Raw genomic sequence first — 21,621 nt, forward strand, 5'->3', positions numbered from 1 at the left:
CGGCGCGGCAGCCGCGCAATGGTCGGCCGCGCCCGCGAGTACGCCCGCGGCCGCGTCGTCGGCCCGGCCGTCCACGCCGCAACCCGCCACGCCTCCCGCCCAGCAGCCCAACCGCGCGCCGAATCCGTTCGGCGACCTGCTTACCAAGTGATTCGCCCGGGAGCGCCGCCCCGCGCGGCGCGCCCCGGTCCGACAGACCCGATCCTTTGCACGGAGCCTTCCATGGCCAAGAAAGAAAGCGTTCAGAAACGATTGCAGAAAGTCCGTCCGCCGCGCGTTCAGCTTACGTATGACGTGGAAAAGGGCGATGCCATCGAACAAAAGGAACTTCCCTTCGTCGTCGGCGTGGTGGGCGATTTTTCGGCGCAGTCCGAGGCCGAACTGCCGCGCCTGAAGGATCGCAAGTTCGTCAACATCGATGTCGATAATTTCGACGACGTGATGCGCGGACTGGAGCCACGCGCGGCGTACCGGGTGAAGAACCGCCTGACGGAAGAGGGCGGCACGTTCGGCGTGGACATGAAGTTCCGCTCCATCGAGGATTTCCGTCCGGAAGCCGTGGTGCAGCAAGTGGACCCGCTGCGCGAACTGCTGGACATCCGCACCAAGCTGGCCGACCTGCGCAACAAGCTGGCCGGCAATGACAAGCTCGAAGACCTGCTGGGCGAAGTGCTGACCAGCACCGAAAAGCTGCAACAGCTGACCAGCGAGACCGACAAGGGAGGCCGCAATGAGTAATTCCGCCGCCGCGCAAAACGCCGCCGCCACCGCTTCCGATGCCCAGGGCGGGCTGTTGGACCAGATCGTCGAGCAAAGCCGCGTCGCCAAATCCACCGCCGAGCATGATCGCGCCAAGGACATCATCGGCGAGCTGGTGCGCGAAGTCATGAAGGGCACCGTGGTGGTGTCCGACAACCTGTCGGCCATGCTGGACGCGCGCGTCGCCGAACTGGACCGCCTGATTTCGGCCCAGCTCAGCGAAGTGATGCACGCACCGGAATTCCAGAAGCTCGAAAGCACCTGGCGCGGCCTGCACTACCTGTGCCAGGAGACGGATACCAGCCCGATGCTGAAGATCAAGGTGCTGAACGTCACCAAGCGCGACCTGGTGCGCGACTTCCAGACCGCGATCGACTTCGATCAGAGCCTGATGTTCAAGAAGGTGTACGAAGAGGAATTCGGCACCTTCGGCGGCGCCCCGTTCGGCGCGCTGCTGGGCAACTTCGAGATCACGCGCCAGCCCGAGGACATGTATTTCATCGAGCAGATGTCGCACGTGGCCGCCGCGTCGCACGCGCCGTTCATCGCCTCGGCATCGCCCGAGCTGCTGGGGCTGGACAGTTTCGCCGACCTGGGCCGCCCGCGCGACCTGGCCAAGGTATTCGACACCGTGGAATACACCAAGTGGCGCAGCTTCCGCGATTCGGAGGATTCGCGCTACGTCGGCCTGACCATGCCGCGTTTTCTGGGCCGCCTGCCCTACGACCCGGTCGAGGGCACCACGGTCGAAGGCTTCAATTTCGTCGAGGATGTGGACGGCACCGATCACGCCAAGTACCTGTGGTGCAACGCCGCCTGGGCCTTCGGCGCGCGCCTGACGGCGGCCTTCGCCGATTTTGGCTGGTGCGCGGCGATCCGGGGCGTGGAAGGCGGCGGGCTGGTGGAGAACCTGCCCACCCATACCTTCAAGACGGACGACGGTGAAATCGCCCTCAAGTGCCCGACCGAAATCGCCATTACCGACCGCCGGGAAAAGGAACTGAGCGACCTGGGGCTGATCCCGCTGGTGCATTGCAAGAACTCGGATTACGCGGCTTTCTTCGGCGCCCAGTCGGTGCAGAAGGCCAAGAAGTACAACACGGACAGCGCCAACGCCAACGCGGTGTTGTCGGCGCAGCTGCAATACATCTTCTCGGTATCGCGCGTGGCGCACTACCTGAAGGCGATGATGCGCGACAAGATCGGCAGCTTCGCGTCGGCGCAGTCCGTAGAGAGTTTCCTGAATCGCTGGGTGTCGCAGTATGTGCTGCTGGACGACAACGCGACGCAGGAACAAAAAGCGCAGTTCCCGCTGCGCGAAGCTTCGGTGCAAGTGGCCGAGGTGCCCGGGCGCCCCGGCGTCTTCCGTGCCGTGGCGTTCTTGCGGCCGCATTTCCAGCTTGACGAACTCTCGATTTCCCTGCGCCTGGTCGCCGAATTGCCGGCCCAGGCCCAGAAATCCTGAGCGTCATTGCACTGACAACTCATCCATTCAAAGAGGTTATCGACAATGAAGGACATCTACGTCAAGTTCGGCAATCCTGCGCTCAAGGGCGAGTCGCAAGACAAGGACCATCCGGATTGGATCGAAGTCAGCTCGTGGCGCCACGAGATCATCCAGCCGCGTTCGGCCACTGCCTCGACCTCGGGCGGCCATACCGCCGAGCGCACCGAACATGGGGAAATGGTCTTCACCAAGGACCTGGACGTGGTCAGCCCGTTGCTGTATCAGCACGCCTCGGGCGGCACCACCTTCGATGAGGTCACGATCGACTTCCTGCGCGCCGACGGCGAGGGCAACCGCGTCAAGTACCTCGAAATCAAGCTGAAGTACGTGATCATCGCGCGCGTGGCGCCGGAGGTGGTTGCCGAAGGCCTGCCGCACGAGTCCTTCTCGCTGAAGTACGCCGCGGTGCAGTGGAAGTACACGCAGCAGAAGGTGGGCGGCAATCAGGGCGGCAATGCCCAGGGCGCCTGGAGCCTGACCAAGAACGACAAGACCTATTCGGTCTGATCGCGGCCGGCAGGTTGGAAGACCGCGGCCCGAGCCGGGTCGCTGTCTTTTTTATTCGAGGCCCCGATGAAAGGATTCGAACCGAGTCTGTTCGACAAGTTGTTCGAAGCAGAGGGCCAGTCGCCCTATGCGTTGCGGCGTTTGTCGATCGAGGAAATGAAGGAGACGGTGGCGCGCGACATCGAGGCCCTGTTGAATACCCGCATGGTGTTCACCGAGCAGGATCTGCGGCGCTACCCGAACTGCCAGCGCTCGTTGCTGACGTACGGGCTGTCGGACTTCTCCGGGCTGAGCCTGGCGAGCCACTACGACCGCGAGTTCATCTGCCGTTCGCTGGAGCAGGCGATCGCGCGGCATGAGCCGAGATTGACGCACGTACGGGTCATGCTGCAGGTCGACAGCCGGGCCACGTCGGTGCTGTATTTCGCGATCACGGCCATGCTGGACGTGGGGCCGGCTCACGAGCCCGTGACCTTCGACGCGACCTTGCAGCCCTCGACCCTGCAGTACTCCGTGACCAAGGGCTGGGCCAAAAGCCCGGCCACGGTCTGACGCATCGGTCGGTGGCGCAGGTGCGCCGGCGCGCCGGACAGGAACACATCAATGGAAGAATTGCTGCCCTATTACGAGCGCGAACTTGGCTTCTTGCGAACCTCGTCGCGCGACTTCGCCGAGCGCTATCCGAAGATCGCCGCGCGTTTGGGGCTGTCGGGCGAGACCTGCGAGGACCCGCACGTCGAGCGCATGATCGAGTCGTTCGCCTTGCTCAGCGCCCGCATCAACAAGAAGCTGGACGACGATTACCCAGAATTCACCGAAGCGCTGTTCGAGGTGATGTACCCGCATTACCTGCGGCCGTTTCCCTCCTGCAGCGTCGCCCAGTTCGACCTGGGCGGCGCCGGCGCCCAGCTGACCGCGCCCGTGCGTATCGGCCGCGGCACCGAATTGAAATCGCATCCGGTGCGCGGCGTGTCGTGCCGCTTCCGCACGGCTTATGAGGTCACGCTGGCGCCCGTCGAGGTGCAGCGCGCGGGGTTCGTGTCCAGCGCCAATGCCCCGGCCACGGCCAAGCTGCCCGCCGGCGTCACTGGCCGCTTCTCGGTCACGCTGGGGTGCCTGGGCGAGAGCCAGCATTTCGGCATGCCGGGTATCGACCGGCTGCGCCTTTATCTGCACGGCGAACCGTCGTTCGTGGCGGCGCTGCGCGACGCCTTGTTTCTGCGCGCGGCCGCGGCCTATGTCGAGCTGCAGCCGGGGCGCTGGGAGCGCTTGCCGGCGATTCCGCTGGCGCAGGTCGGACTGGCCGAGGAAGATGCGCTGATCGATTTTCCGGCCAGTTCGCATCCGGCGTATCGCCTTCTGGCCGAGTATTTCGTCTTTGCCGAGAAATTCAATTTCGTCGATATCGACCTGGCGGCGCTGCGCCCCTATCTGGGCAATGCGCGGCAGTTCACGCTGCACCTGCCGGTGAGCGGGCTGCGCGCCGATTCCAATACGGCGCGGCTACTGGAGTCGACCTCGGCCGACAATCTGCGGCTGGGCTGCTCGCCGGTGGTCAACCTGTTCACCCAGCGCGCCGATCCGATCCGCGTGACCCACGCGGCCGAATCCTATCCCGTGGTGGCCGATGCACGGCGCGCCTACGGATACGAGGTCTATTCCATCGACCGGGTGCGCCAGGTACGGCAGAACGCCCAGGGCGACGCAGTGGTGGATTTCCGGCCGTTCTACTCATTGCATCATGGCGAGTCGCCGGAGTCCGCCGGTCATTATTGGACGATGCGGCGCGATGCCGCGATGGCGCAGCGCAGCCCGGGATACGAAACCGAGATTTCAATTGTCGATATCGATTTCGATCCGTCGGTGCCGCAGACCGAAACCCTGAGCCTGGACCTGACCTGCACCAACCGCGACCTGCCGGCGCAGATCGCGGTAGGGCAGGCGGGCGGCGACCTGTTCCTGGAAGGCGGCACCGTCGCGCGCGCCATCCGGATGCTGCGCCGGCCGACGCATTCGCATCGCTTCCAGCAGGGACGCGCGGCGCATTGGCGGCTGATTTCGCATCTGGCGCTGAACCACTTGTCGCTGGTACAGAGCGGCCTGCCCGCCTTGAAGGAAACCCTGCGGCTGTACGACCTGTCGGGGTCGGCGGTGGCGGCGCGCCAGATCGAAGGCCTGGTCGGCCTGGACTACAAGCCAGCCACGCACTGGCTGCCGGGAGAGCCATTCGCCACTTTCGTGCGCGGTATCGAGATTCGTCTCACCGTCAATGAAGATCACTTCGTGGGCACCAGCCTGCATGCCTTCGTGGCCGTGATCAACCGGTTCTTTGGCCTGTATGTGCACGCCAACAGCTTCGTGCAGTTGGTCGTGCTGTCGCGCCGCGGCGCGGAGGAATTACTACGATGCCCCCCATGCAACGGCGACGCCATCCTAGCGTGATGGATGCGCTGCTGGCAGAGCCGCAGCGCTTCAAGTTTTTCCAGGCGGTGCGCCTGCTGGAACAGTGCTTCGCGCGCCAGGAACGCGGCGCGACCCGTCACCCCGTACCGGTGCACCTGCGCTTTCCCAACGCGCCGGGGCTGGGCTTTCCGCCGAGCGAAATTGTCGATGCCGTGGCGTACGACAAGAATGGCGAGGTGCTGGCCGACCAGGCGGCGCGCCAGGCCGCGGTGGCCGAAGGTCGGCTGGGCCGGGTGGACGTGACGCCGGCCTTCTTCGGCCTGCTGGGCGGCCAGGGCGCGTTGCCGCTGCATTATTCCGAAATGCTGGCGCAACGGGAGAGCCTGCGGCGCGACCGCGGCGCGCGCGCCTTTTTCGACATTTTCTCGAACCGGGCGGCGGCGCTGTTCTACGCCGCCTGGAAGAAATACCGCATGTCATTGCGGCATGAAACCGAGCAGGACCATCATTACCTGCCGCTGTTGCTGGCCCTGGGCGGCATCGGCCATCCGGCACTGCGCGACCGGCTGCACAATGGCGCCGGCCGGGTGTTCGACGAATCCGTGGCCCACTACGCCGCGGCCGCGCGCCAGCGGCCCGTATCGGCGCCGTTCCTGCAGCGTGTGCTGCAGGATTACTTTGGCGTGCCGCTGCGGGTGGAGCAGTTCGTGGGCCGCTGGTATGACGTGCCGCCGCAGAACCGTACCCAGTTGGGACAACCGGGCGCCGTGCTGGGCGTGTCCGCGCTGGCGGGCGATCGTATCTGGCAGCGCGACCTGCGCATCCGGTTGTGGATCGGTCCGTTGTCGCGCCAGGCCTTCGGCGATTTCCTGCCGGGCGGCGAGCGCGCGCAGGCGCTCGAAAAACTGCTGACGATGTTCGGCGGCATGACGTTCGAGTACGAAGTGCGGCTGGTTCTGGCGCGCGAGAGCGTTGCGCCCAGCCAGCTGGGCGGGGACGGCCAAGTGCGCCTGGGCTGGAATTCGTTCCTGTGCAGCGGGCCGGCGAACGAGGACCGCGACGACGCCAGCTACGAGCTGCACACCATTCATTGATCCCATTCCAACGTAGAGACCCATGGCGACTCCGCTGAAGACCTTGATCGGGAAGTTGAACCAGACCTGCCGCCAGGCCGCTGAACGCGCGGCCAGCCTGTGCATGGCGCAAGGCCATTACGAAGTGGACCTGGAACATCTGTTCCTGGCGCTGCTGGAAAAGCCGGCCAGCGATGTCAGCATCATTGCGCGGCGCTGCCACATCCATACCGATGCGCTGGAGGCCGACCTGAAGGCCGAGATCGGCCGTTTCAAGAATGGCAATACACGCACGCCCGTGTTCTCGGCGCACTTGCCGAAACTGTTCGAGCACGCCTGGCTGATCGCCTCGCTGGATACGCAGACCACCCGCATACGCTCCGGGCATCTGCTGCTGGCGCTGCTGACGGAGCCCGATCTGGCGCAGTTGGCGCGCCGCGGCTCGCCGCTGTTCGAATCGTTCCGCCTGGACGCGCTCAAGCATGATTTCGCCGCGTTGACGCAGGGCTCGGAAGAGGCGGGGCAGGCGGTCGGCTTTGCCGATGGCGTGGCGTCTCAGGACGGCGGCGGGCAGCCCGCGCCGGCCCTGTCGCAGACGCCCGCGCTGGACCAGTACACCACCAATCTGACCGAGCGTGCGCGCGAGGGCCGCATCGATCCGGTGATCGGCCGCGATGCCGAGATCCGCCAGATGATCGATATCCTGACGCGGCGGCGGCAAAACAATCCCATCCTGACCGGCGAAGCGGGCGTGGGCAAGACCGCCGTGGTCGAGGGACTGGCGCTGCGGATCGTGGCGGGCGACGTGCCGCCGTCCCTGGCCGGCGTGACGCTGCGGGTGCTGGACATGGGCCTGCTGCAGGCGGGCGCCAGCGTCAAGGGCGAGTTCGAGAACCGGCTGAAGAACGTGATCGACGAGGTCAAGCAGAGCCCGTCGCCCATCATCCTGTTCATCGACGAGGCGCACACGATGATCGGCGCGGGCGGACAGGCGGGCCAGAACGATGCCGCCAACCTGCTCAAGCCCGCCCTGGCGCGCGGCGAGTTGCGCACCATTGCCGCCACCACCTGGAGCGAATACAAGAAATACTTCGAGAAAGACGCCGCGCTGGCGCGCCGCTTCCAGGTGGTCAAGGTCGAGGAACCGGACGAAGCGTTGGCGGCATCGATGCTGCGCGGCATGGCGCCATTGATGGAGAACCATTTCGGCGTGCGCATCCTGGACGAGGCGATCGTTGCGGCGGCGCGGCTGTCGCACCGCTACATCACCGGCCGTCAACTGCCGGACAAGGCCGTCAGCGTGCTGGACACGGCCTGCGCGCGCGTGGCGCTGGGCCGCAGCGCCACGCCGGCGCTGATCGACGACGCGCGCCATCGCCTGACGCGGCTGCGCACCGAGCGGGAGGCGCTGCGCCGCGAAGCCGCCACCGGCGGCCCGCAGCCGCGGCTGGTGGAACTGGATGCCGAGATCGCGGCGGGCGAGGCGACGCTGGCCGAGGCCGAGGCCCGGCACGCGGCCGAGACCGAGCTGGTTGCAAGGATTCATGCCCTGCGCGCCGAGCTGGAAGCCGCGGGCCTGGATGCGCAAATTCCCGCCCCCGCCGGGGACAAGGCGCCCGCCGCGGGCCGGCGCAAGGCGGCGCCGACCCCGCTGACGCCCGCGCAGCAGCGCCTGGCCGGCCTGATGGACGAGTTGCGCGCCCTGCAGGGCGAACAGCCGCTGGTGCCGGCGTGCGTCGACGGGCAGATCGTGGCCGAAGTCATCGCGGCCTGGACCGGGATTCCGCTTGGCCGCATGGTGAACGACGAGATCCGCACCGTGCTGCAGCTCCAACCCATGCTGGCCGAGCGCGTCATCGGTCAGGACCACGCGCTGCACGCCATCGCGCAGCGCGTGCGCACGGCCCGCGCCGGCCTGGAAGATCCGGACAAGCCCAAGGGCGTGTTCCTGTTCGTGGGGCCGTCGGGCGTGGGCAAGACCGAGACCGCGCTGGCGCTGGCCGATATCCTCTATGGCGGCGAGCGCAAGCTGGTCACGATCAATATGAGTGAATACCAGGAAGCCCACAGCATCTCCGGCCTGAAGGGCTCGCCGCCCGGGTACGTGGGGTATGGCGAAGGGGGCGTGCTGACCGAGGCGGTGCGCCGCCAGCCCTACAGCGTGGTGCTGCTGGACGAAATCGAGAAGGCCCATCCCGATGTGCTGGAGCTGTTCTTCCAGGTATTCGACAAGGGCGTGATGGATGACGCGGAAGGGCGCGAGATCGATTTTCGCAACACGCTGATCATCCTGACGTCCAACGTCGGCTCCGGCGCCATCATGCAGGCCTGCTTGAACAAGCCGGCCGCCGAGCGCCCGTCGCCCGACCAACTGTCGGAACTGCTGGCGCCGCAGCTGTACAAGGCCTTCAAGCCCGCGTTCTTGGGGCGCATGAAGACCATTCCGTATTTTCCGGTGGATGACGATGCGCTGGCGCACATCATCGGTCTGAAGCTCGGGCGCATCGCCCGCCGCGTGCAGGCCACGCATCGCGCCGTATTCGAATGGGACGAGGCGTTGGTGGAGGCCGTGCTGGCGCGCTGCACCGAAGTGGATACGGGCGCGCGCAATGTCGACCATATTCTGAACGGAACGCTGCTGCCGGAGATTGCCGAGCAGGTGCTCAGCCGCATGGCGCAGGGTGAAGGCATCGCCAGGGTCCGCGTGAGCGCGGGCAAGAATGGCGAGTTCCGGTTCCGGATGAGCTGACCAGAGGAGACGCCGACATGGCCCTTGAATCCGCCGCTGCCAGCCTGTTGGGCGCAGGCTTTACCCAGGCCGACCGCCTGTTGGACCTGACGACGCCGCTGGGGCAGGACAAATTGCTGGCCGAGCGGCTGCATGGCAGCGAACAACTGAGCGATGGCGGCTTCGTGCTGCACCTGGACGCGCTCTCCGACGATGCGCACATTCCGCTGAAGTCGCTGATCGGCCAGCCCGCGCAGGTGAAGCTGCAGACGGCGCTGGGACGTGACGAACACCGCGTCTGGTGCGGCCTGGTGACCGAGGCGCGATTCGAGGGGGCCAACGGCGGCTTTGCCCGCTACCGCCTGCGCATCGAGCCTTGGCTGGCGTTGCTGCGCCAGCGGCGCGACAGCTTTGCGTTCCAGGATCTGTCGGTGATCGACATTGTCGACAGCGTGTTTGGCGACTACCAGGGGCAGGGCGCGCTGGCGCCCCAGTGGCGCTGGGAAGTGAAGGACCGCGAGGCCTATGCCAAGCGCAGCCTGACGATCCAGTACCGCGAAACCGACTTTGCCTTCGTGGAGCGCCTGCTGGCCGAAGAGGGACTGTTTTACTGGGTCGAGCATGAAGCCGGCGAGGGCGGGCCCGGCGCCCACACCCTCGTCATCGCCGACCATAATGGCGCTTTCGGGGCGGGCCCGCAGGACAGCATCCCGTTTCAGCGCGCCGATGCCACCGAGGCGCAGGACTCGATCCAGGTCTGGCGCCAGAGCCGTGCCTGGCGCACCAACGCCGTGCGCCTGGCCACCTGGGACTATCGCGCCATGCACGCGCGCCAGGCCAGCGCCCAGGTCGAAGACACGTTCGCCAATGCGATGGAACTGGCGGACTCGGACTACCCCGGGCAGTACCTGTTCGAGGATGGCGCGCAGGGCGAGCGGCTGGCGCACAACGCGCTGGCGGCGCAGCGCGTGCGCCAGTCGCGCTACGAAGGCGAGGGCACGGCGCGTACCCTGGCGCCGGGGCAGCGCTTCACCCTGACGGGACACTGGGGGCCGTCACAAGACGCGGGCGCGGAATTCGTGGTGATCGCCATCGGCCATGAGGCCCGCAACAATTTCGACGAAAGCCTGGGCCGGGCCGTGACGCAGGCGCTGGGCGCGGCGGGCGCAGCCGCGGACAGCGAGGCGGACTTCTATCGCAACCGCTTCGAAGCCATTGCCGCCACGCTGGAATACCGGCCCAGCACGCGCGATGGCCGCGGCGCGCGGCTGCATCCGCGCCCCACCGTGCATGGCGCGCAGACCGCGCTGGTGGTTGGCGCCGGCGATCCGGTCCATACCGATCGCGACCATCGCATCAAGATCCAATTCCATTGGCAGCGCGGCAGCGCGTCGAGCAACCGCCAGGTTCATCCGGCCGGCGACGACAACGCGCCGGCCAGCGACACCCTGGGTACATGGGTGCGCGTGGCCGAGCCGGTGGCCGGGTCGGACTGGGGCGGGCATTTCGTGCCGCGCCTGGGGCAGGAGGTGCTGGTGCAGTTCATGCATGGCGATATCGACCGCCCCGTCGTGGTTGGCGCCCTGTACAACGGCGCCGGCGCCGAGAACGCGGCGATCAACCAGGTGCAGGGCGGCGCGGCCAAGGCCACCGGCAACGCGCCCGCCTGGTTCGCGGGCAGCGAGGCGGGGCATGCGCACAACGTGGTGATGTCGGGTTTCAAGACCCAGGCGCTGGCCGCCAGCGGGCAGGGCATGGGCGGCTACAACCAGCTGGTGCAGGACGACACGCCGGGCCAGTCGCGGTTGACGGCATCGACCTCGCAGGCCGAAGCGCGGTTGAACCTGGGGCATCTGAAGCAGCAGCGCGATAACGAGCGGCTGTCGGACCTGGGCCATGGCGCCGAGCTGGCCACCAGCGAGGCGTTGGCGTTGCGGGCGGGGGCCGGGCTGCTGATCAGCGCCGACAAGCGCGAAGACGCGGCGGGCGGCCTGCTGGATAGCGAAGAGGCCATCAGGCTGATGGAAACGGCCATCGAGCAGGCCGGCGAATTGTCCGCCACCGCCGGCCGCCAGGAAGCTGGGCTCCCAGGCGATGCGGACAAGCCGCGGGCCTTGAACGAGTTGGACGCGGTGCGCGGGATCCTGGAAGGCAGCCAGGCCGAGGCCGAGGCGCGCGTGCCGGCCTACACCCAGCCGCATATCCAGGTCAGCGCGCCCAAGGGAATCGGCCAGTACACGCCGCGCAATGCCTATATGGTGGCTGGCGCCACGTTGTGCCAGGTCGCCCCGGACGTGAATTGGGCGGCGGGCGCGGACCTGTCGATGTGCGTGGCGCAAGGGGTGGTGCTGTTCACCAAGGGCCTGGGCGGCGACGGCCGCGCGGTGGACCAGCAGGGCATCCGCCTGCACGCGGCGGGCGGGCAGCTGCGGCTGCACAGTCAGAAGGCGCGCATACGGCTGGCGGCGGAGAAGACGGTGACACTGGTGTCGGCGCAGGGCGCGGTGGAGGTGAACGCGGCCCGCAAGGTCCTGGCCACGGCCGCCGGCGCGTATATGCGTATCGAAGGCGGCGGCATTCAGCTGCATGCGCCCGGCAAGGTGGAACTGAAGGCGGGCGTGCATAACTGGGTCGGGCCGCAAAGCGGCGCCGGGCCCGCGCAACCACCGCAGGGCGATCTGGAAGGCTGCGCCGCGGCGCTCGAGGACGCGGCCGGCAGCGGCGCATTGGCGGCATGACGATGGACACCCTGCGCCACTGCCCCGAGTACTGGACGGCCAGCGCCGAAGCCAGCGTCGAGCGCGCCATCGCGGGTCTGCGCGCGGTGTTGGACGGATGCGCCAGCCGGCGCGTGCTGCTGTTGTGCGATTCGACCCTGGCCGATCCGCTGGCTGGGATGATCGAGTCGGCCGGCCTGGCGCGCCGCGGGGTCGATCTGATTTCGCAAGGCGCCACCGCGCCGCCCCTGTATCTGGCCGAAGTGCCGGATGAGTTGCGCCACGAGCGTCTGGTAAACGCCAGCCTGCGGCTGGCCGTGGATGAAGCCGTGCGTCCGGCGCCGGCCGCCCGGCGGGCGCGCTCGATGTCGGCCTGGCTGGCGACGGATCTGCCGCTGGCGGAAGTCGCGCAGCGCCTGGTTCAGCGGGCGCGCCTGCGCGATGCGCAGGGACGCGTGCGCATCCTGCGGTTCTGGGATCCGCGCACCACGCAATTTCAGGGCGAGCTGTATGCGGGCGCGGTACCGGCCTCGTGGATACCGGGCGTCACGTGGATGAGCGTGGACGGGTTCGGGCGGTGGCAGGCGCTGCCGGATACGCCCGGCCCGATGCAGACCGCCACGCCGGACTGGCCGCGCCTGGCGCGGCTTGGCCGCGTCAACGCCGTGCTGCAACGCTTGAACGCGGACGGCCTGCGCGGTGACGCGTCGGTGTTGGAGGCAGTGCGGCGCGCGCTGGATGCCGGGGCCGCCTGTGGCATCGACGATGACGAGGACCTGGCGCTGTTCGCCGCCTGGCGGCTGCGGCTGGCCGCGCCGCTGGAGCGCGCGCCTTCGTTCGAGGCCTTGCTGCGCGAAGTGCGCGAGGAAGGCGGCCGCCTCTATCGCGCCGCCGAAGATATGGACGACGAGGACTGGCAGGTGTTCGCGCAAGAGGCGCGGGCACGGGAGGAGCTGCAGGGATGACGACTGACTACGACGCGCTGCCCTGCAAGGGCAAGTTCTGCGGCCGGCCGGGGCTGCCCATCCTGCCCATGCGGATCGCGTACGTGCCGGGCGGCAAGAACGACCTGCCCGATGGCGTATATATAGACCCGGAGCTCTATTACGAGACCATGCGCCAGGGCGCCTACATGCTGCGTGCGATCACGGCCGGGTATGTGTATATCTGGGACCCGCGTCGCAGCTACGGCTGGCGGGCGTTCGCGGCGACCGCCACGGGCCAGATGAAGGAAGTGCCGGTCGACGACGATAACCGCCCGGCCGAACAGCCGACATTCACCTGCACGCGCGAAGGGCATGGGCTGGAATCGACGCTGATCAACGTCGAGGCCCCCGCCAATGCGTCGCGCACGGTGTGGGTGGGTTATTCGCGGGTCTGGTGGACGCGCGATATCCGCCGCGATCTGGCGCGCAACGAGCGCTGGCGCAAGAAGATCATGGTGGAGCTGGACGCCAAGGCGGTGTGGGCGGGCGGCCATCCCAAGCCCGAGACTGGCTTTCGCGTGGCGGAGGACGGCGCCAACCTCGCCAGCCACGCGATCGAGTTTCGCGATGCGGCGGGGGCCGCCACGCTGTTCGGCAATACCCTGGCGCCGGCCGTGAGCGTGTTCGGCGGCCAAGGCGCGGCGGTGGCGGCCAAGATGCGGCAGATGACGCCCAAGGGCGGCGTGGTGCTGGCGCTGCGCGATCCCGTGGGCGTGTTGGAGGATGTGTCGACCTGGCGCAATAAATGCATGGGCGAGCTGGCCGAGCACCATCTGGACCCGACCCGCCTGCGCGAAGTGGGTGTGGCGCAGATCATCGACGGCCTGCAAAAGCAGATGGGCTCCAGCGGTGACGAGCTCAGTCGCCTGCGTGAACGGATCGACACCGGCAAGGTCGCCAAGACGCTCAGCGACAACAAGGCCGCCATCTCCCGGATGCGCGAGAAGATCGAGGGGGCAGGCAAGGACTGGGCCTGGTGGTATGGCCGCGATACGTTCTGGCTGGCGCTCAAGGCCTACTCCCCCAAGGACGCCGCCGCCGGCGAGCGGTTGGAAGAAGACATGGCGCTGTGCGTGGATGGCGCGGGCGCGGTCGAAAGCGAGCACAAGGCCATCGACGATTCGCTGAAGGACGAAGACAGCGACAGCACCTATGCGGCGATCTGGCGCGCGCTGGCGGCGAACGATGGCGAGCTGCTGGGCTTCCTGGACCGCGAAGCCAAAGGCAAGGTCATCTCCAAGCAGGTCTCCAGCGTCCGCAGAATGGTCAAGAGCTACAACGATTGGCTCAAGGCGCGAGCGGCCAAGGGGCAGCTGCCGCCGATGCGGGCGGCGGGCGCGGCAATCGGCCGTTTCATGGCGACGCAGTTGCTGCGGCTGACCTTGTCGGGCGACCCCATCGCTGAACGCGTCGCGGCGCGCGTCACGCTGACGATGTCGGCGCGCATGAACATCGTGGTGGCCGTGCGCACGCATACCACCACCGTGCCGCGGATGATCGCCGACATGCACCAGATCGTCTGGGAGCCGGACCCGACGTCCCTGACCGTGGGCGGGAGAGGCGACATCGGTATCTACGCGAGCAAGCAGATGCAGGCCGGCTGGATCGGGACCCAGGCGGAGCGCGCCACGCCGGTCACGTTCAACTACATCATTCCCGAGGAAGTCGACGCGCAATTGAACCGCGCGGCCACGGCGCGCCCGCGTCCTGGCGGCGGCGCATCGCCGCAGCTGTCGCTGCCAGCGCCTCCCCCGGTGCTGGCCCTGCCCGCGCCCACCATGTCGCCGCTGGCGGGCCTGGTCAAATGGGCCAAGAGCAAGGACGGCGCCAACGCCGGGGCGACGGGCGTATTGACGCTGGTGGCGCTGTACTCGTCGGTCTCCGATCTGCGCGAGGCGCAAGTCATCCACGACGCCAAGGCCGCGCGCAAGGCCTGGTTCGGTATCACGTCGGGGGTGCTGGGCGTGGGCAGCGTGGCGATCGAAGTGACGGCGGGCGGGATCGGCGCGCGCGTGGCCAGCAATACCGCCTTCACCATGAACCTGAAGCTGAACATGCGCCTGACTGCCGTGCGCACGGCGGGGGCGGTGTTCGCGGCGGCGGCTACGTTTGTCGACGGAGCCAACAACGCGCTGAGCGCCATCGATCAATATGATGTGAAGAACTACGAGGCAGGCGGCGCCTATGCGACCTCGTCCGTGTTCCTGTTGCTGTCCGGGCTTACCGGCGTCGCCACGGCGCTGATTTCGCTGGGCGGGGCCCTCAGCACGGCCGGTGTCGTGGCGGGCGCGGGAGGCTTTGGCGGCGCCCTGGTCGGTCTGACCAGCGGCGGCACCGTGCTGTTGGGGATCCCCGTGTGGGGCTGGATCGCGCTGGGCCTTTGCCTGCTGGCGGCGGGGCTGTACTTCAAGTTCTGGGGCGACAGCGCCAAGGACAGCGAGCTGGAAATCTGGTTCACGCGCTGCTGCATGCGCTCGGCGCAATTCGAGGACGTGGAAGACCGCACGCTCTACGAAACGCGCGAAGATGAACTGGAGGCCTTCAACCGGGCCGTGTTCGGTGTGCGCGTGACGCTGGATTGGAAGGGGTTCTTGAAGGGCGAAGTCTTCGGCCGCGACCGCCTGGTGCTGGAAGTGACCATGCCGGGCTATTCCGAGCACAGTGACTACGCGTATAACCTCAAGCTGGTCGGGCAGGGTGTCAGCGCGGTGGTGTCTAGCAAGGGCTCGCCGCGCTCGGCGGACCCGGAGTTGCAGCCGCGCGGACCATCCAATGCGCAGCTCGTGCAGGGCCGGCCGCGCGAGGAAACCTGGGCCGATCGCGTCGACCAATACGTCGACAACATGAGCGCTCGCCCGGGGTGGGCGGATGTCTGGCGCTGGATACGCAAGGATCGCAGCCAGTCGATCGAATTCACCTCCAAGCCTTGGGACGAGTCGGTGCAGTTCCATGTGAGCAACGGTTGCGCGATCCTGCGCACCGAAGTGCTGGTCGATGACGATATCTTCCAGGAGGCGATCATCAAGGTGGAATACTGGCCCGACCCGGATCGCATGCCCGACATTCGCGCGCTACCGGTGGGGGGCAATGGCGCAAACTTCGTGAAGGCGAGTAATTGACAAGGTTCAAGCATGAATAGCAACGAAGGGATCCAGGCGTCGGTCTACACCCGGTGGCACCAGTTGTCGGTGCCGTTGGCGTTCGCCTTGGCGGCAGGCAGCTTCATGCTGGTGGTGTTCAATCGCGGTCCGCTGGGCCTGGCGGCCACGCTGGCGGTGCTGGGTCTGCTGGTGCCGCCGCTGGTGGCATTCAAGGGCTTTCCCACGCGCAACGCCGTGAGGGTGACGGCCGAAGGACTGGAGTTTTCGCGCCGTTCCTCGATCGCTTTCGCCGACTTGTCCAGTTGGGGTACGGACGATTATCTCAAGCTGGTCCGTCCCGGCCGGCCGACGTTGCTGGTCAGCGCGGTGGACCTGCCCAGCCGTGAACGCCTGCTGCGTGAATTCGAGCAGGCATTGGCGGCGTGGCAAAGGCGCCAGCCGGCCGGCACCGAGGCCGCGCGGCGCACGCATTTCTATGGTTCCGCGGGCGGACGCCTGGTGGGCCTGTGCATCACCGCGCTGGGCGGGGCGGCGGCGCTCATGGCGCTGAACCTGCGCGAGCCGTCGCTTTCGCTGGCCGCCGTCGGCGGGCTGGGGGCGCTGTTCGGGTTGGCGCTGCTGTTCGGCAGGCGCGGCTGAGCCGCGCGGCGGTAAGCGCGGGCGCTAGAAATCCCGCGCCAGCGCGACCGCCTGGGCCTTGGCCGCTTCGATGGCCTGGGCGGCGCGCCCGTCCCAGGTGTGTTCCACCATCACGCGGCGCACCTCCTGGACGCCGATGAACCTGAGCCAGAAGTCGAGATAGTCGGCCTGGTGCGCGAACCCGGGGTCGACCGGGCTGGCCGCCGGATCGTGGCCCTGTCCGCGCACATGCACCACCAGCGCGCGGGGAATCCGCAGCAACGGGCCATAGGCGCGTCCGTCGAAACTGAACAACAGGCCGCGCTGGCTGACCAGGTCGATGAGCTGCTTGAGCTTGTAGGGCAGCCCGAAATTCCACATCGGCACGCCCACCACGATCCGCTGCGCCTGCTCGAAGCGCCGGACCAGGCCGGCAATGCGCGTCCAGGCCGCGGTTTCGGCGGCGTCCAGCGGCTCGCGGGCGACGGCCTTGTACTTGGCGCCGATGGCGCCACTGTCGAATTCGGGCAGGTCGGCTTCCCACAGATTCAAGGTGTCGACCGCCAGGGCCGGGCATGTCCTGCCGTAGGCCTGGAGGAAGGCGTTGGTGATGGCGAACGATGCCGAGCGGGGGCCGCGGGGCGAAGACACGATGTGCAAGAGACGCATGCTGCGGGTTCCTGTGGCGCAGTTGGGGGCGTGGCCTTTCGACGGCGCCGCGCGAAAGTCCCGATATTTGATTGCAATTGCAATCGTATGGTCGAAAGATTGTATCGGTGCGCGATGTAATTGCAAGTGCAAATAATCGGAACCGGCTTCATGCCAGCGGCGTGTTGGCGGACGCCGTAGTCGGGATTAAGGCTGGACTTAAAGCAGCCTGTATCCCGGCTAAAGCACGCGGGCGCACGGTGTCTCTATAGTGAGGGCATCGAATCACTGGGAGTGCCTGCCATGTCCGTTCTTGCCCCGTCCGCCGCCTATCCGCGGGTGGTCCTGTTCGATCTGCTGACGGCGTTGCTCGATTCCTGGACGGTGTGGAATGGCGCAGCGGGTTCCGAGGCCAAGGGCCGGGCTTGGCGCGCCGAGTATCTGCGGCTGACCTATGGCTGCGGCGCTTATCGGCCTTATGAGGAATTGGTCGAGGCCGCCGCCACGGCGGTGGGCCTGCCGGCCAGCGCGCCGCAGGCGCTGGAGAGCGGCTGGGACGATCTGCCGGTATGGGATGGCGCGCGCGAGTTGCTGGCCGCGTTGCGGCCGCACTGCCGGCTCGGCGTGGTCACCAACTGTTCGCGGCGCCTGGGGCATCGCGCCGCCGCGCTGCTAGGCGTGGCGTGGGACGTGGTGGTGACCTCGGAAGAGGCGGGCTACTACAAACCCGATCCGCGCCCCTACCAGATGGCGCTGGCGCGCCTCGAAACGCCGGCATCGCAGGCGGCGTTCGTGGCCGGTTCTGGGTATGACCTGTTCGGCACCCGCAAGGTCGGGCTGCGCACCTATTGGCATAACCGTGTCGGCCTGGCCTTGCCGCAGGGCGCGCCGGCACCGGCGGCGCAGTCACCGCGGCTCGAGGGGGTGTTGCCGTGGCTGGCGGCGCCCGGTGCGTCGCCGGGCTGAGCGCCGGCCGGTACAAACTGTTGCGCGCGTCCGGCTGACATGGCGGGCGGGCCCGGGCGTAACATGATCCTGCCGGCATGGTGCCGGCACACCGACAGGATCGTGGAGGTTGTCATGTACTCGGGAACCATGCTCAAGCGTATCGCTGTAGTCGCGGCTTCAGGAGCCCTGGTGGCGGGGTGCGCCACCCAGCAACAGACCAATACCGCGGTGGGGACGGGGGCGGGTGCGGCGGTGGGGGCCGGCATCGGCGCCCTGATCGGCCACGGCACGGGCGCCGCCGTGGGAGCCGGCATAGGCGCGGTGGCCGGCGGCCTGATCGGCTACAACTGGAAGGTGGTGAAGGACGACGTGCAGCGCTCGGGAGCGACTTCGCTGGGCATCGACGTGGTTGAAATGCCGGATGGCAGCCTGAAGGTCAATATCCCCAGCAATGTGTCTTTCGATACCGACAAGACCAACCTCAAGCCGGCGCTGCTGCCGGTGCTCGACAGCGTGGCGCGTGCGCTCAACCAGCATCCCGAACTGCGCGCCAAGGTCGTGGGGCATACCGATAGCACGGGCGCGCTGGCGCACAACCAGACGCTGTCGGTGAACCGCGCGCGCAGCGTCACCGACTATCTGGCGCGGCAGGGCGTGGCCGCGACGCGCCTGTCGATCGAGGGACGCGGACCGAGCGATCCGATCGGCGACAATGCCACCGCCGAAGGCCGGGCGCTCAACCGCCGCGTCGAAATCTATCTGTACGCGGTCAGGCAATAGCGCCCGGCAACCGCCATGCGCGCCGGCGGGCCATCGGCGGTGACGCCGGCCCGCGCGTGCCTCGGCGCATGGTTCCGCAGGCCTTTCCTGGAGTTCGTCATGAGTATGTTTCCCCCTGCGCGCATCGGTAGCGACATCGCGCTGGCGGCCCTGTCGGGGTGGCAGGCCGTCGCCATGCGCGATGCCATCGAAAAGCGCTTTCGCTTCGCCAATTTCAACGCCGCGTTCGGCTTCATGACGCGGGTGGCGATGTTCGCCGAGAAGCTGAACCATCACCCCGAATGGACCAATGTCTACAACCGGGTCGACGTGATGCTGACCACGCATGATGCCGGCGGCGTGACCGAACTGGATGTGCGCATGGCGCAATTCATGGATGAAGTGGCCGCGCAATTCGGCGCGACCGCCCCCAAGGCGGCGGGCTAGGGCCTGTGCGAGGCGCCTGTCAGGGGCGGGATCCCACGGACCGCGGAGCGCGGATCAGTCTTGCGGCGTGCCGGGACGCTGGCGCTGATGGGCGATCAGGCGATCGAGCATGTCGCCCAGCTGGCGCTGTTCGTCGGCGCTCAGGCAGCCGAAGATTTCTTCGTTGCGGCGCGCGATCAGATCCATGATGCGCCGGTATTGCGCCTGGCCGGCGACGGTAGGCGACAGCACGACGCCGCGGCCGTCGGCGGTCGAGTCCTTTTTTTCTATCAGCCCGCGCTCGGCCAGCGCCTGCGCCGAACGGCTGGCCTGGCCCTTGTTCAGGTTGGCCGCCAGGGCCAGGTCATTGACCGACAGCGGCGCATAGCGGCCGATGGCGGCCAGGCAGCGCGCTTCGCCTAGCGGAATGCCGCAGTCCTGCAGGTAGGCGCGGTTCGTATCCCGATCCGTGATCTTGTTGATCGTGTGCAGGCGGTAGGTCAGGAAGCGTTCGAGGGCGGGCGGGGTCACGTCGGTCGGTCGGCGGTGGGGTCGGGATAGTGTGCCACAGGGTCCGCGCAGGCCGCCTCGGCCTGCGCCAGCAAGGCGGCGGCGGTCGAGGCGTCCGGCAGCCGCGCCAGCGCGGCCAGGCCCAGGATCGACAGGAATAGCGGCGCCTGGGCCGGACCGACGCGCGTCAAGGTCTGCGCCATTCGGGTATAGACCTGATCCAGTTCATCGTTGCTCATGCGTGGGGCTCCGGCGCGGTGGCAGGGATCATCGGGTAATAGGGCGCCAGGGCGGCGCGCAGTATGCGGTCGTCGGGGTGGTCCCAGCGGCCCAGCACGTAGCCGTCGGGCCGCAGCAGGTACACGCTGCCGGGGCGCGCGCCGAAGCGGTCGCGCAGATGGCCGTGGGGATCCCCCCAGGCGTCGGGCGCGGCGCCGCCGACGGGCAACAGCCGCAGCGGATCCGGCGCCGTCCGGGTGGCGCCGGCAAGCGCCCGCAGGCGCTGGGCCTGCGCGGTGTCGGGCGCGCAGGCCAGCAGCACGAAGCCCTGACCGAAGCAGGCGCTGAGATAGCATGGCGCCGTGTCCGCGTCGGCCAGCAGCAGGTCGGGCGCCGGTTGGCCGGGGGCGGCGCCGGGGCTCTGGCGTGGCGCGCCATCGGCCAGGTTCAAGAGCGAGCCGGGGTAGGCGATGGGGGCCGACTGGCGGGGATTGATCAGCGGGCGCACATGCTCGTCCGTCAGCGCCAGCCGCAAGGCGGCTTCGCGCATCAGGCGGAAGCCATAATCCGGCGGCGCCATGAATTCGGTGCTCTTGGCGCCGTAGGCCAGGTTTTGGCGGGTGGCGTGGACGCGCTCGTCGCTGTAGCTATCGAGCAAGTCCGGCTGCGCTTGCCCGCGCAGCACCCAGGCCAGCTTCCAGGCCAGGTTGCCAGCATCATCCAGCCCCGAGTTCAGGCCGCGCACGCCAAAGATCGGCACCAGGTGGGCGGCATCGCCGGCGAACAGCACCCGGCCGTGGCGGTAACGTTCCAGCGTCAGGCACTTGGCGTTGTACAGCGAGATCCACAGCGGCTTCCAGGGGGCCGTTTCGCCGATCATGTCCAGGTGGCTCTGCACCCGTGGCAGCACGTTGCCGGGCTTGACGGCCTCGGCCGCGTCCTCGTCGTCGCGGATCTGGTAGTCGACCCGCCAGACATTGCCGGGCTGCCGGTGCATCAGCAGCGTGGAGCCGGGATTGGAGGGCGGGTCGAACCAGGCCAGCCGTTCGACCGGGCGGCTGGAGGCCTGCTCGATATCGACGATGACGTACCGGCCTTCGTACTGCATGCCCTCCAGTTTCAGGCCCAACGCCTCGCGCACGCTGCTGCGTCCGCCATCGCAGGCCACCAGCCAGTCGGCCTGGATCGTCCGGCGCTGTCCGTCGAGGTCCGCCTCGACCCGCACGCCGTCCGCTTCCGGCCGTACCGCCACGGCGCGCGCGGCCCATTGCAGAGTCGCCCGGCCCGGTTGCCGCAGCATGGCCTGATGGGCATATTCCTCGACGAAGTACTGCTGGATATTGACCATGGGCGCGAAACGCTGCAGCGGATCGTGCGGCATGTCAAAGCGCAGCACTTCGCGGTCGCGGTAGTAACTGCGGCCCCCCGTCCAGGGCAGGCCGGTGGCGGTGAGCGCGGCGTCGGCGCCGGTCCAGGACAGGATCTCCTGCGAGCGGCGCGAAATGCAGATGGCGCGGCTGCCGCTGCAATAGCTGTCGTCGGCCTCCAGCGTGAGCGAGGCAATGCCGTAGCGCGCCAGCAGCGCGGCCAGGGTGAGCCCGACCGGACCGCCGCCGACGATCAGGACAGGCACGCGGGAAGGCAGTGTCATGCAGTCTCCGAATTTTGGTTGTTTGCGCAACTATATCGCTTGCTTGGTTGTGGGCGCAACC

Annotated in this window: 18 protein-coding genes; 14 read left to right on the top strand and 4 right to left on the bottom strand. The window is 67.8% G+C overall.

What is annotated here, in order from left to right:
- Nucleotides 1–222 precede the first annotated feature (222 nt).
- The 11 genes from tssB (at nucleotide 223) to HV701_RS00055 (ending at nucleotide 16,420) form a co-directional block, all read left to right on the top strand.
- Nucleotides 223–738 carry a type VI secretion system contractile sheath small subunit gene (tssB, locus tag HV701_RS00005; RefSeq protein WP_105237420.1) on the top strand — a complete coding sequence of 172 codons (516 nt, stop codon included), beginning with the start codon at nucleotides 223–225 and terminating at the stop codon, nucleotides 736–738.
- The gene (gene tssC / locus HV701_RS00010; RefSeq protein ID WP_175131106.1) at nucleotides 731–2,224 is read left to right on the top strand and encodes a type VI secretion system contractile sheath large subunit; all 1,494 of its coding nucleotides are present in this window, start codon (nucleotides 731–733) and stop codon (nucleotides 2,222–2,224) included. Before tssB ends, tssC begins: the two co-directional genes overlap by 8 nt.
- Before the next feature lie 45 nt (nucleotides 2,225–2,269).
- Nucleotides 2,270–2,773, top strand: coding sequence for an Hcp family type VI secretion system effector (locus tag HV701_RS00015; protein ID WP_006226591.1), 504 nt, complete (start codon nucleotides 2,270–2,272; stop codon nucleotides 2,771–2,773).
- 66 nt (nucleotides 2,774–2,839) lie between these two features.
- Nucleotides 2,840–3,325: a type VI secretion system baseplate subunit TssE gene (gene tssE, locus HV701_RS00020; protein ID WP_175131107.1), complete on the top strand. Its 486-nt coding sequence runs from the start codon at nucleotides 2,840–2,842 to the stop codon at nucleotides 3,323–3,325.
- A gap of 51 nt (nucleotides 3,326–3,376) precedes the next feature.
- A complete protein-coding gene (tssF, locus tag HV701_RS00025; RefSeq protein WP_175131108.1) occupies nucleotides 3,377–5,215 on the top strand; it encodes a type VI secretion system baseplate subunit TssF in 1,839 nt (612 codons plus the stop codon).
- Entirely contained in the window at nucleotides 5,179–6,270 is a 1,092-nt protein-coding gene (gene tssG, locus HV701_RS00030) for a type VI secretion system baseplate subunit TssG (RefSeq protein WP_175131109.1), read from the top strand. The genes tssF and tssG overlap by 37 nt, the downstream gene beginning before the upstream one ends.
- A 22-nt stretch (nucleotides 6,271–6,292) precedes the next feature.
- Nucleotides 6,293–8,998, top strand: a complete 2,706-nt coding sequence (gene tssH / locus HV701_RS00035) for a type VI secretion system ATPase TssH (RefSeq protein WP_175131110.1) — start codon at nucleotides 6,293–6,295, stop codon at nucleotides 8,996–8,998.
- Between the two features lie 17 nt (nucleotides 8,999–9,015).
- Nucleotides 9,016–11,715, top strand: coding sequence for a type VI secretion system Vgr family protein (locus HV701_RS00040; protein ID WP_175131111.1), 2,700 nt, complete (start codon nucleotides 9,016–9,018; stop codon nucleotides 11,713–11,715).
- Nucleotides 11,712–12,659: a DUF4123 domain-containing protein gene (locus tag HV701_RS00045; RefSeq protein ID WP_236755076.1), complete on the top strand. Its 948-nt coding sequence runs from the start codon at nucleotides 11,712–11,714 to the stop codon at nucleotides 12,657–12,659. Before HV701_RS00040 ends, HV701_RS00045 begins: the two co-directional genes overlap by 4 nt.
- A complete protein-coding gene (locus tag HV701_RS00050) occupies nucleotides 12,656–15,799 on the top strand; it encodes a T6SS effector BTH_I2691 family protein (protein ID WP_175131112.1) in 3,144 nt (1,047 codons plus the stop codon). The genes HV701_RS00045 and HV701_RS00050 overlap by 4 nt, the downstream gene beginning before the upstream one ends.
- Nucleotides 15,800–15,811: 12 nt before the next feature.
- Nucleotides 15,812–16,420: a hypothetical protein gene (locus HV701_RS00055; RefSeq protein WP_175131113.1), complete on the top strand. Its 609-nt coding sequence runs from the start codon at nucleotides 15,812–15,814 to the stop codon at nucleotides 16,418–16,420.
- A 24-nt stretch (nucleotides 16,421–16,444) separates the two neighbouring features.
- Here HV701_RS00055 and HV701_RS00060 read toward each other — a convergent pair whose 3' ends face one another.
- Nucleotides 16,445–17,068 (bottom strand): FMN-dependent NADH-azoreductase, encoded by a 624-nt coding sequence (locus HV701_RS00060; protein WP_175131114.1) that lies wholly within the window; start codon nucleotides 17,066–17,068, stop codon nucleotides 16,445–16,447.
- 282 nt (nucleotides 17,069–17,350) lie between these two features.
- On the opposite strand from HV701_RS00060, the gene HV701_RS00065 reads away from it, so the two are divergent.
- The 3 genes from HV701_RS00065 to HV701_RS00075 all read left to right on the top strand — a co-directional run bounded on the left by HV701_RS00065 (nucleotide 17,351) and on the right by HV701_RS00075 (nucleotide 19,201).
- Complete coding sequence (locus HV701_RS00065) at nucleotides 17,351–18,013, top strand: HAD family hydrolase (protein WP_175131115.1); 663 nt, start codon at nucleotides 17,351–17,353, stop codon at nucleotides 18,011–18,013.
- Between the two features lie 114 nt (nucleotides 18,014–18,127).
- Entirely contained in the window at nucleotides 18,128–18,775 is a 648-nt protein-coding gene (locus HV701_RS00070; RefSeq protein ID WP_175131116.1) for a YiaD family glycine zipper/OmpA-like lipoprotein, read from the top strand.
- A gap of 99 nt (nucleotides 18,776–18,874) precedes the next feature.
- On the top strand, nucleotides 18,875–19,201 hold the full coding sequence (locus HV701_RS00075; RefSeq protein ID WP_175131117.1) for a 4a-hydroxytetrahydrobiopterin dehydratase: 327 nt from the start codon (nucleotides 18,875–18,877) through the stop codon (nucleotides 19,199–19,201).
- Between the two features lie 54 nt (nucleotides 19,202–19,255).
- Here HV701_RS00075 and HV701_RS00080 read toward each other — a convergent pair whose 3' ends face one another.
- The 3 genes from HV701_RS00080 to HV701_RS00090 are packed head-to-tail and all read right to left on the bottom strand — an operon-like array spanning nucleotide 19,256 to nucleotide 21,560.
- Complete coding sequence (locus tag HV701_RS00080; RefSeq protein WP_175131118.1) at nucleotides 19,256–19,711, bottom strand: MarR family winged helix-turn-helix transcriptional regulator; 456 nt, start codon at nucleotides 19,709–19,711, stop codon at nucleotides 19,256–19,258.
- The gene (locus HV701_RS00085) at nucleotides 19,708–19,929 is read right to left on the bottom strand and encodes a hypothetical protein (RefSeq protein WP_175131119.1); all 222 of its coding nucleotides are present in this window, start codon (nucleotides 19,927–19,929) and stop codon (nucleotides 19,708–19,710) included. Before HV701_RS00085 ends, HV701_RS00080 begins: the two co-directional genes overlap by 4 nt.
- Nucleotides 19,926–21,560 (bottom strand): FAD-dependent monooxygenase, encoded by a 1,635-nt coding sequence (locus HV701_RS00090; protein WP_175131120.1) that lies wholly within the window; start codon nucleotides 21,558–21,560, stop codon nucleotides 19,926–19,928. The genes HV701_RS00085 and HV701_RS00090 overlap by 4 nt, the downstream gene beginning before the upstream one ends.
- Between the last annotated feature and the right edge of the window lie 61 nt (nucleotides 21,561–21,621).

Source organism: Achromobacter pulmonis, assembly GCF_902859765.1.
Lineage (GTDB): Bacteria > Pseudomonadota > Gammaproteobacteria > Burkholderiales > Burkholderiaceae_B > Achromobacter > Achromobacter pulmonis.

Coding starts and splice junctions, on each gene's coding strand:
- HV701_RS00050 (WP_175131112.1), top strand. CDS start 12,656: ATGACGACTGACTACGACGCGCTGCCCTGCAAGGGCAAGTTCTGCGGC.
- HV701_RS00060 (WP_175131114.1), bottom strand. CDS start 17,068: ATGCGTCTCTTGCACATCGTGTCTTCGCCCCGCGGCCCCCGCTCGGCA.
- HV701_RS00090 (WP_175131120.1), bottom strand. CDS start 21,560: ATGACACTGCCTTCCCGCGTGCCTGTCCTGATCGTCGGCGGCGGTCCG.
- HV701_RS00070 (WP_175131116.1), top strand. CDS start 18,128: ATGTACTCGGGAACCATGCTCAAGCGTATCGCTGTAGTCGCGGCTTCA.
- HV701_RS00040 (WP_175131111.1), top strand. CDS start 9,016: ATGGCCCTTGAATCCGCCGCTGCCAGCCTGTTGGGCGCAGGCTTTACC.
- HV701_RS00085 (WP_175131119.1), bottom strand. CDS start 19,929: ATGAGCAACGATGAACTGGATCAGGTCTATACCCGAATGGCGCAGACC.
- tssE (WP_175131107.1), top strand. CDS start 2,840: ATGAAAGGATTCGAACCGAGTCTGTTCGACAAGTTGTTCGAAGCAGAG.
- tssG (WP_175131109.1), top strand. CDS start 5,179: ATGCCCCCCATGCAACGGCGACGCCATCCTAGCGTGATGGATGCGCTG.
- tssB (WP_105237420.1), top strand. CDS start 223: ATGGCCAAGAAAGAAAGCGTTCAGAAACGATTGCAGAAAGTCCGTCCG.
- tssF (WP_175131108.1), top strand. CDS start 3,377: ATGGAAGAATTGCTGCCCTATTACGAGCGCGAACTTGGCTTCTTGCGA.
- tssC (WP_175131106.1), top strand. CDS start 731: ATGAGTAATTCCGCCGCCGCGCAAAACGCCGCCGCCACCGCTTCCGAT.
- HV701_RS00065 (WP_175131115.1), top strand. CDS start 17,351: ATGTCCGTTCTTGCCCCGTCCGCCGCCTATCCGCGGGTGGTCCTGTTC.
- HV701_RS00055 (WP_175131113.1), top strand. CDS start 15,812: ATGAATAGCAACGAAGGGATCCAGGCGTCGGTCTACACCCGGTGGCAC.
- HV701_RS00015 (WP_006226591.1), top strand. CDS start 2,270: ATGAAGGACATCTACGTCAAGTTCGGCAATCCTGCGCTCAAGGGCGAG.
- HV701_RS00045 (WP_236755076.1), top strand. CDS start 11,712: ATGACGATGGACACCCTGCGCCACTGCCCCGAGTACTGGACGGCCAGC.
- HV701_RS00075 (WP_175131117.1), top strand. CDS start 18,875: ATGAGTATGTTTCCCCCTGCGCGCATCGGTAGCGACATCGCGCTGGCG.
- tssH (WP_175131110.1), top strand. CDS start 6,293: ATGGCGACTCCGCTGAAGACCTTGATCGGGAAGTTGAACCAGACCTGC.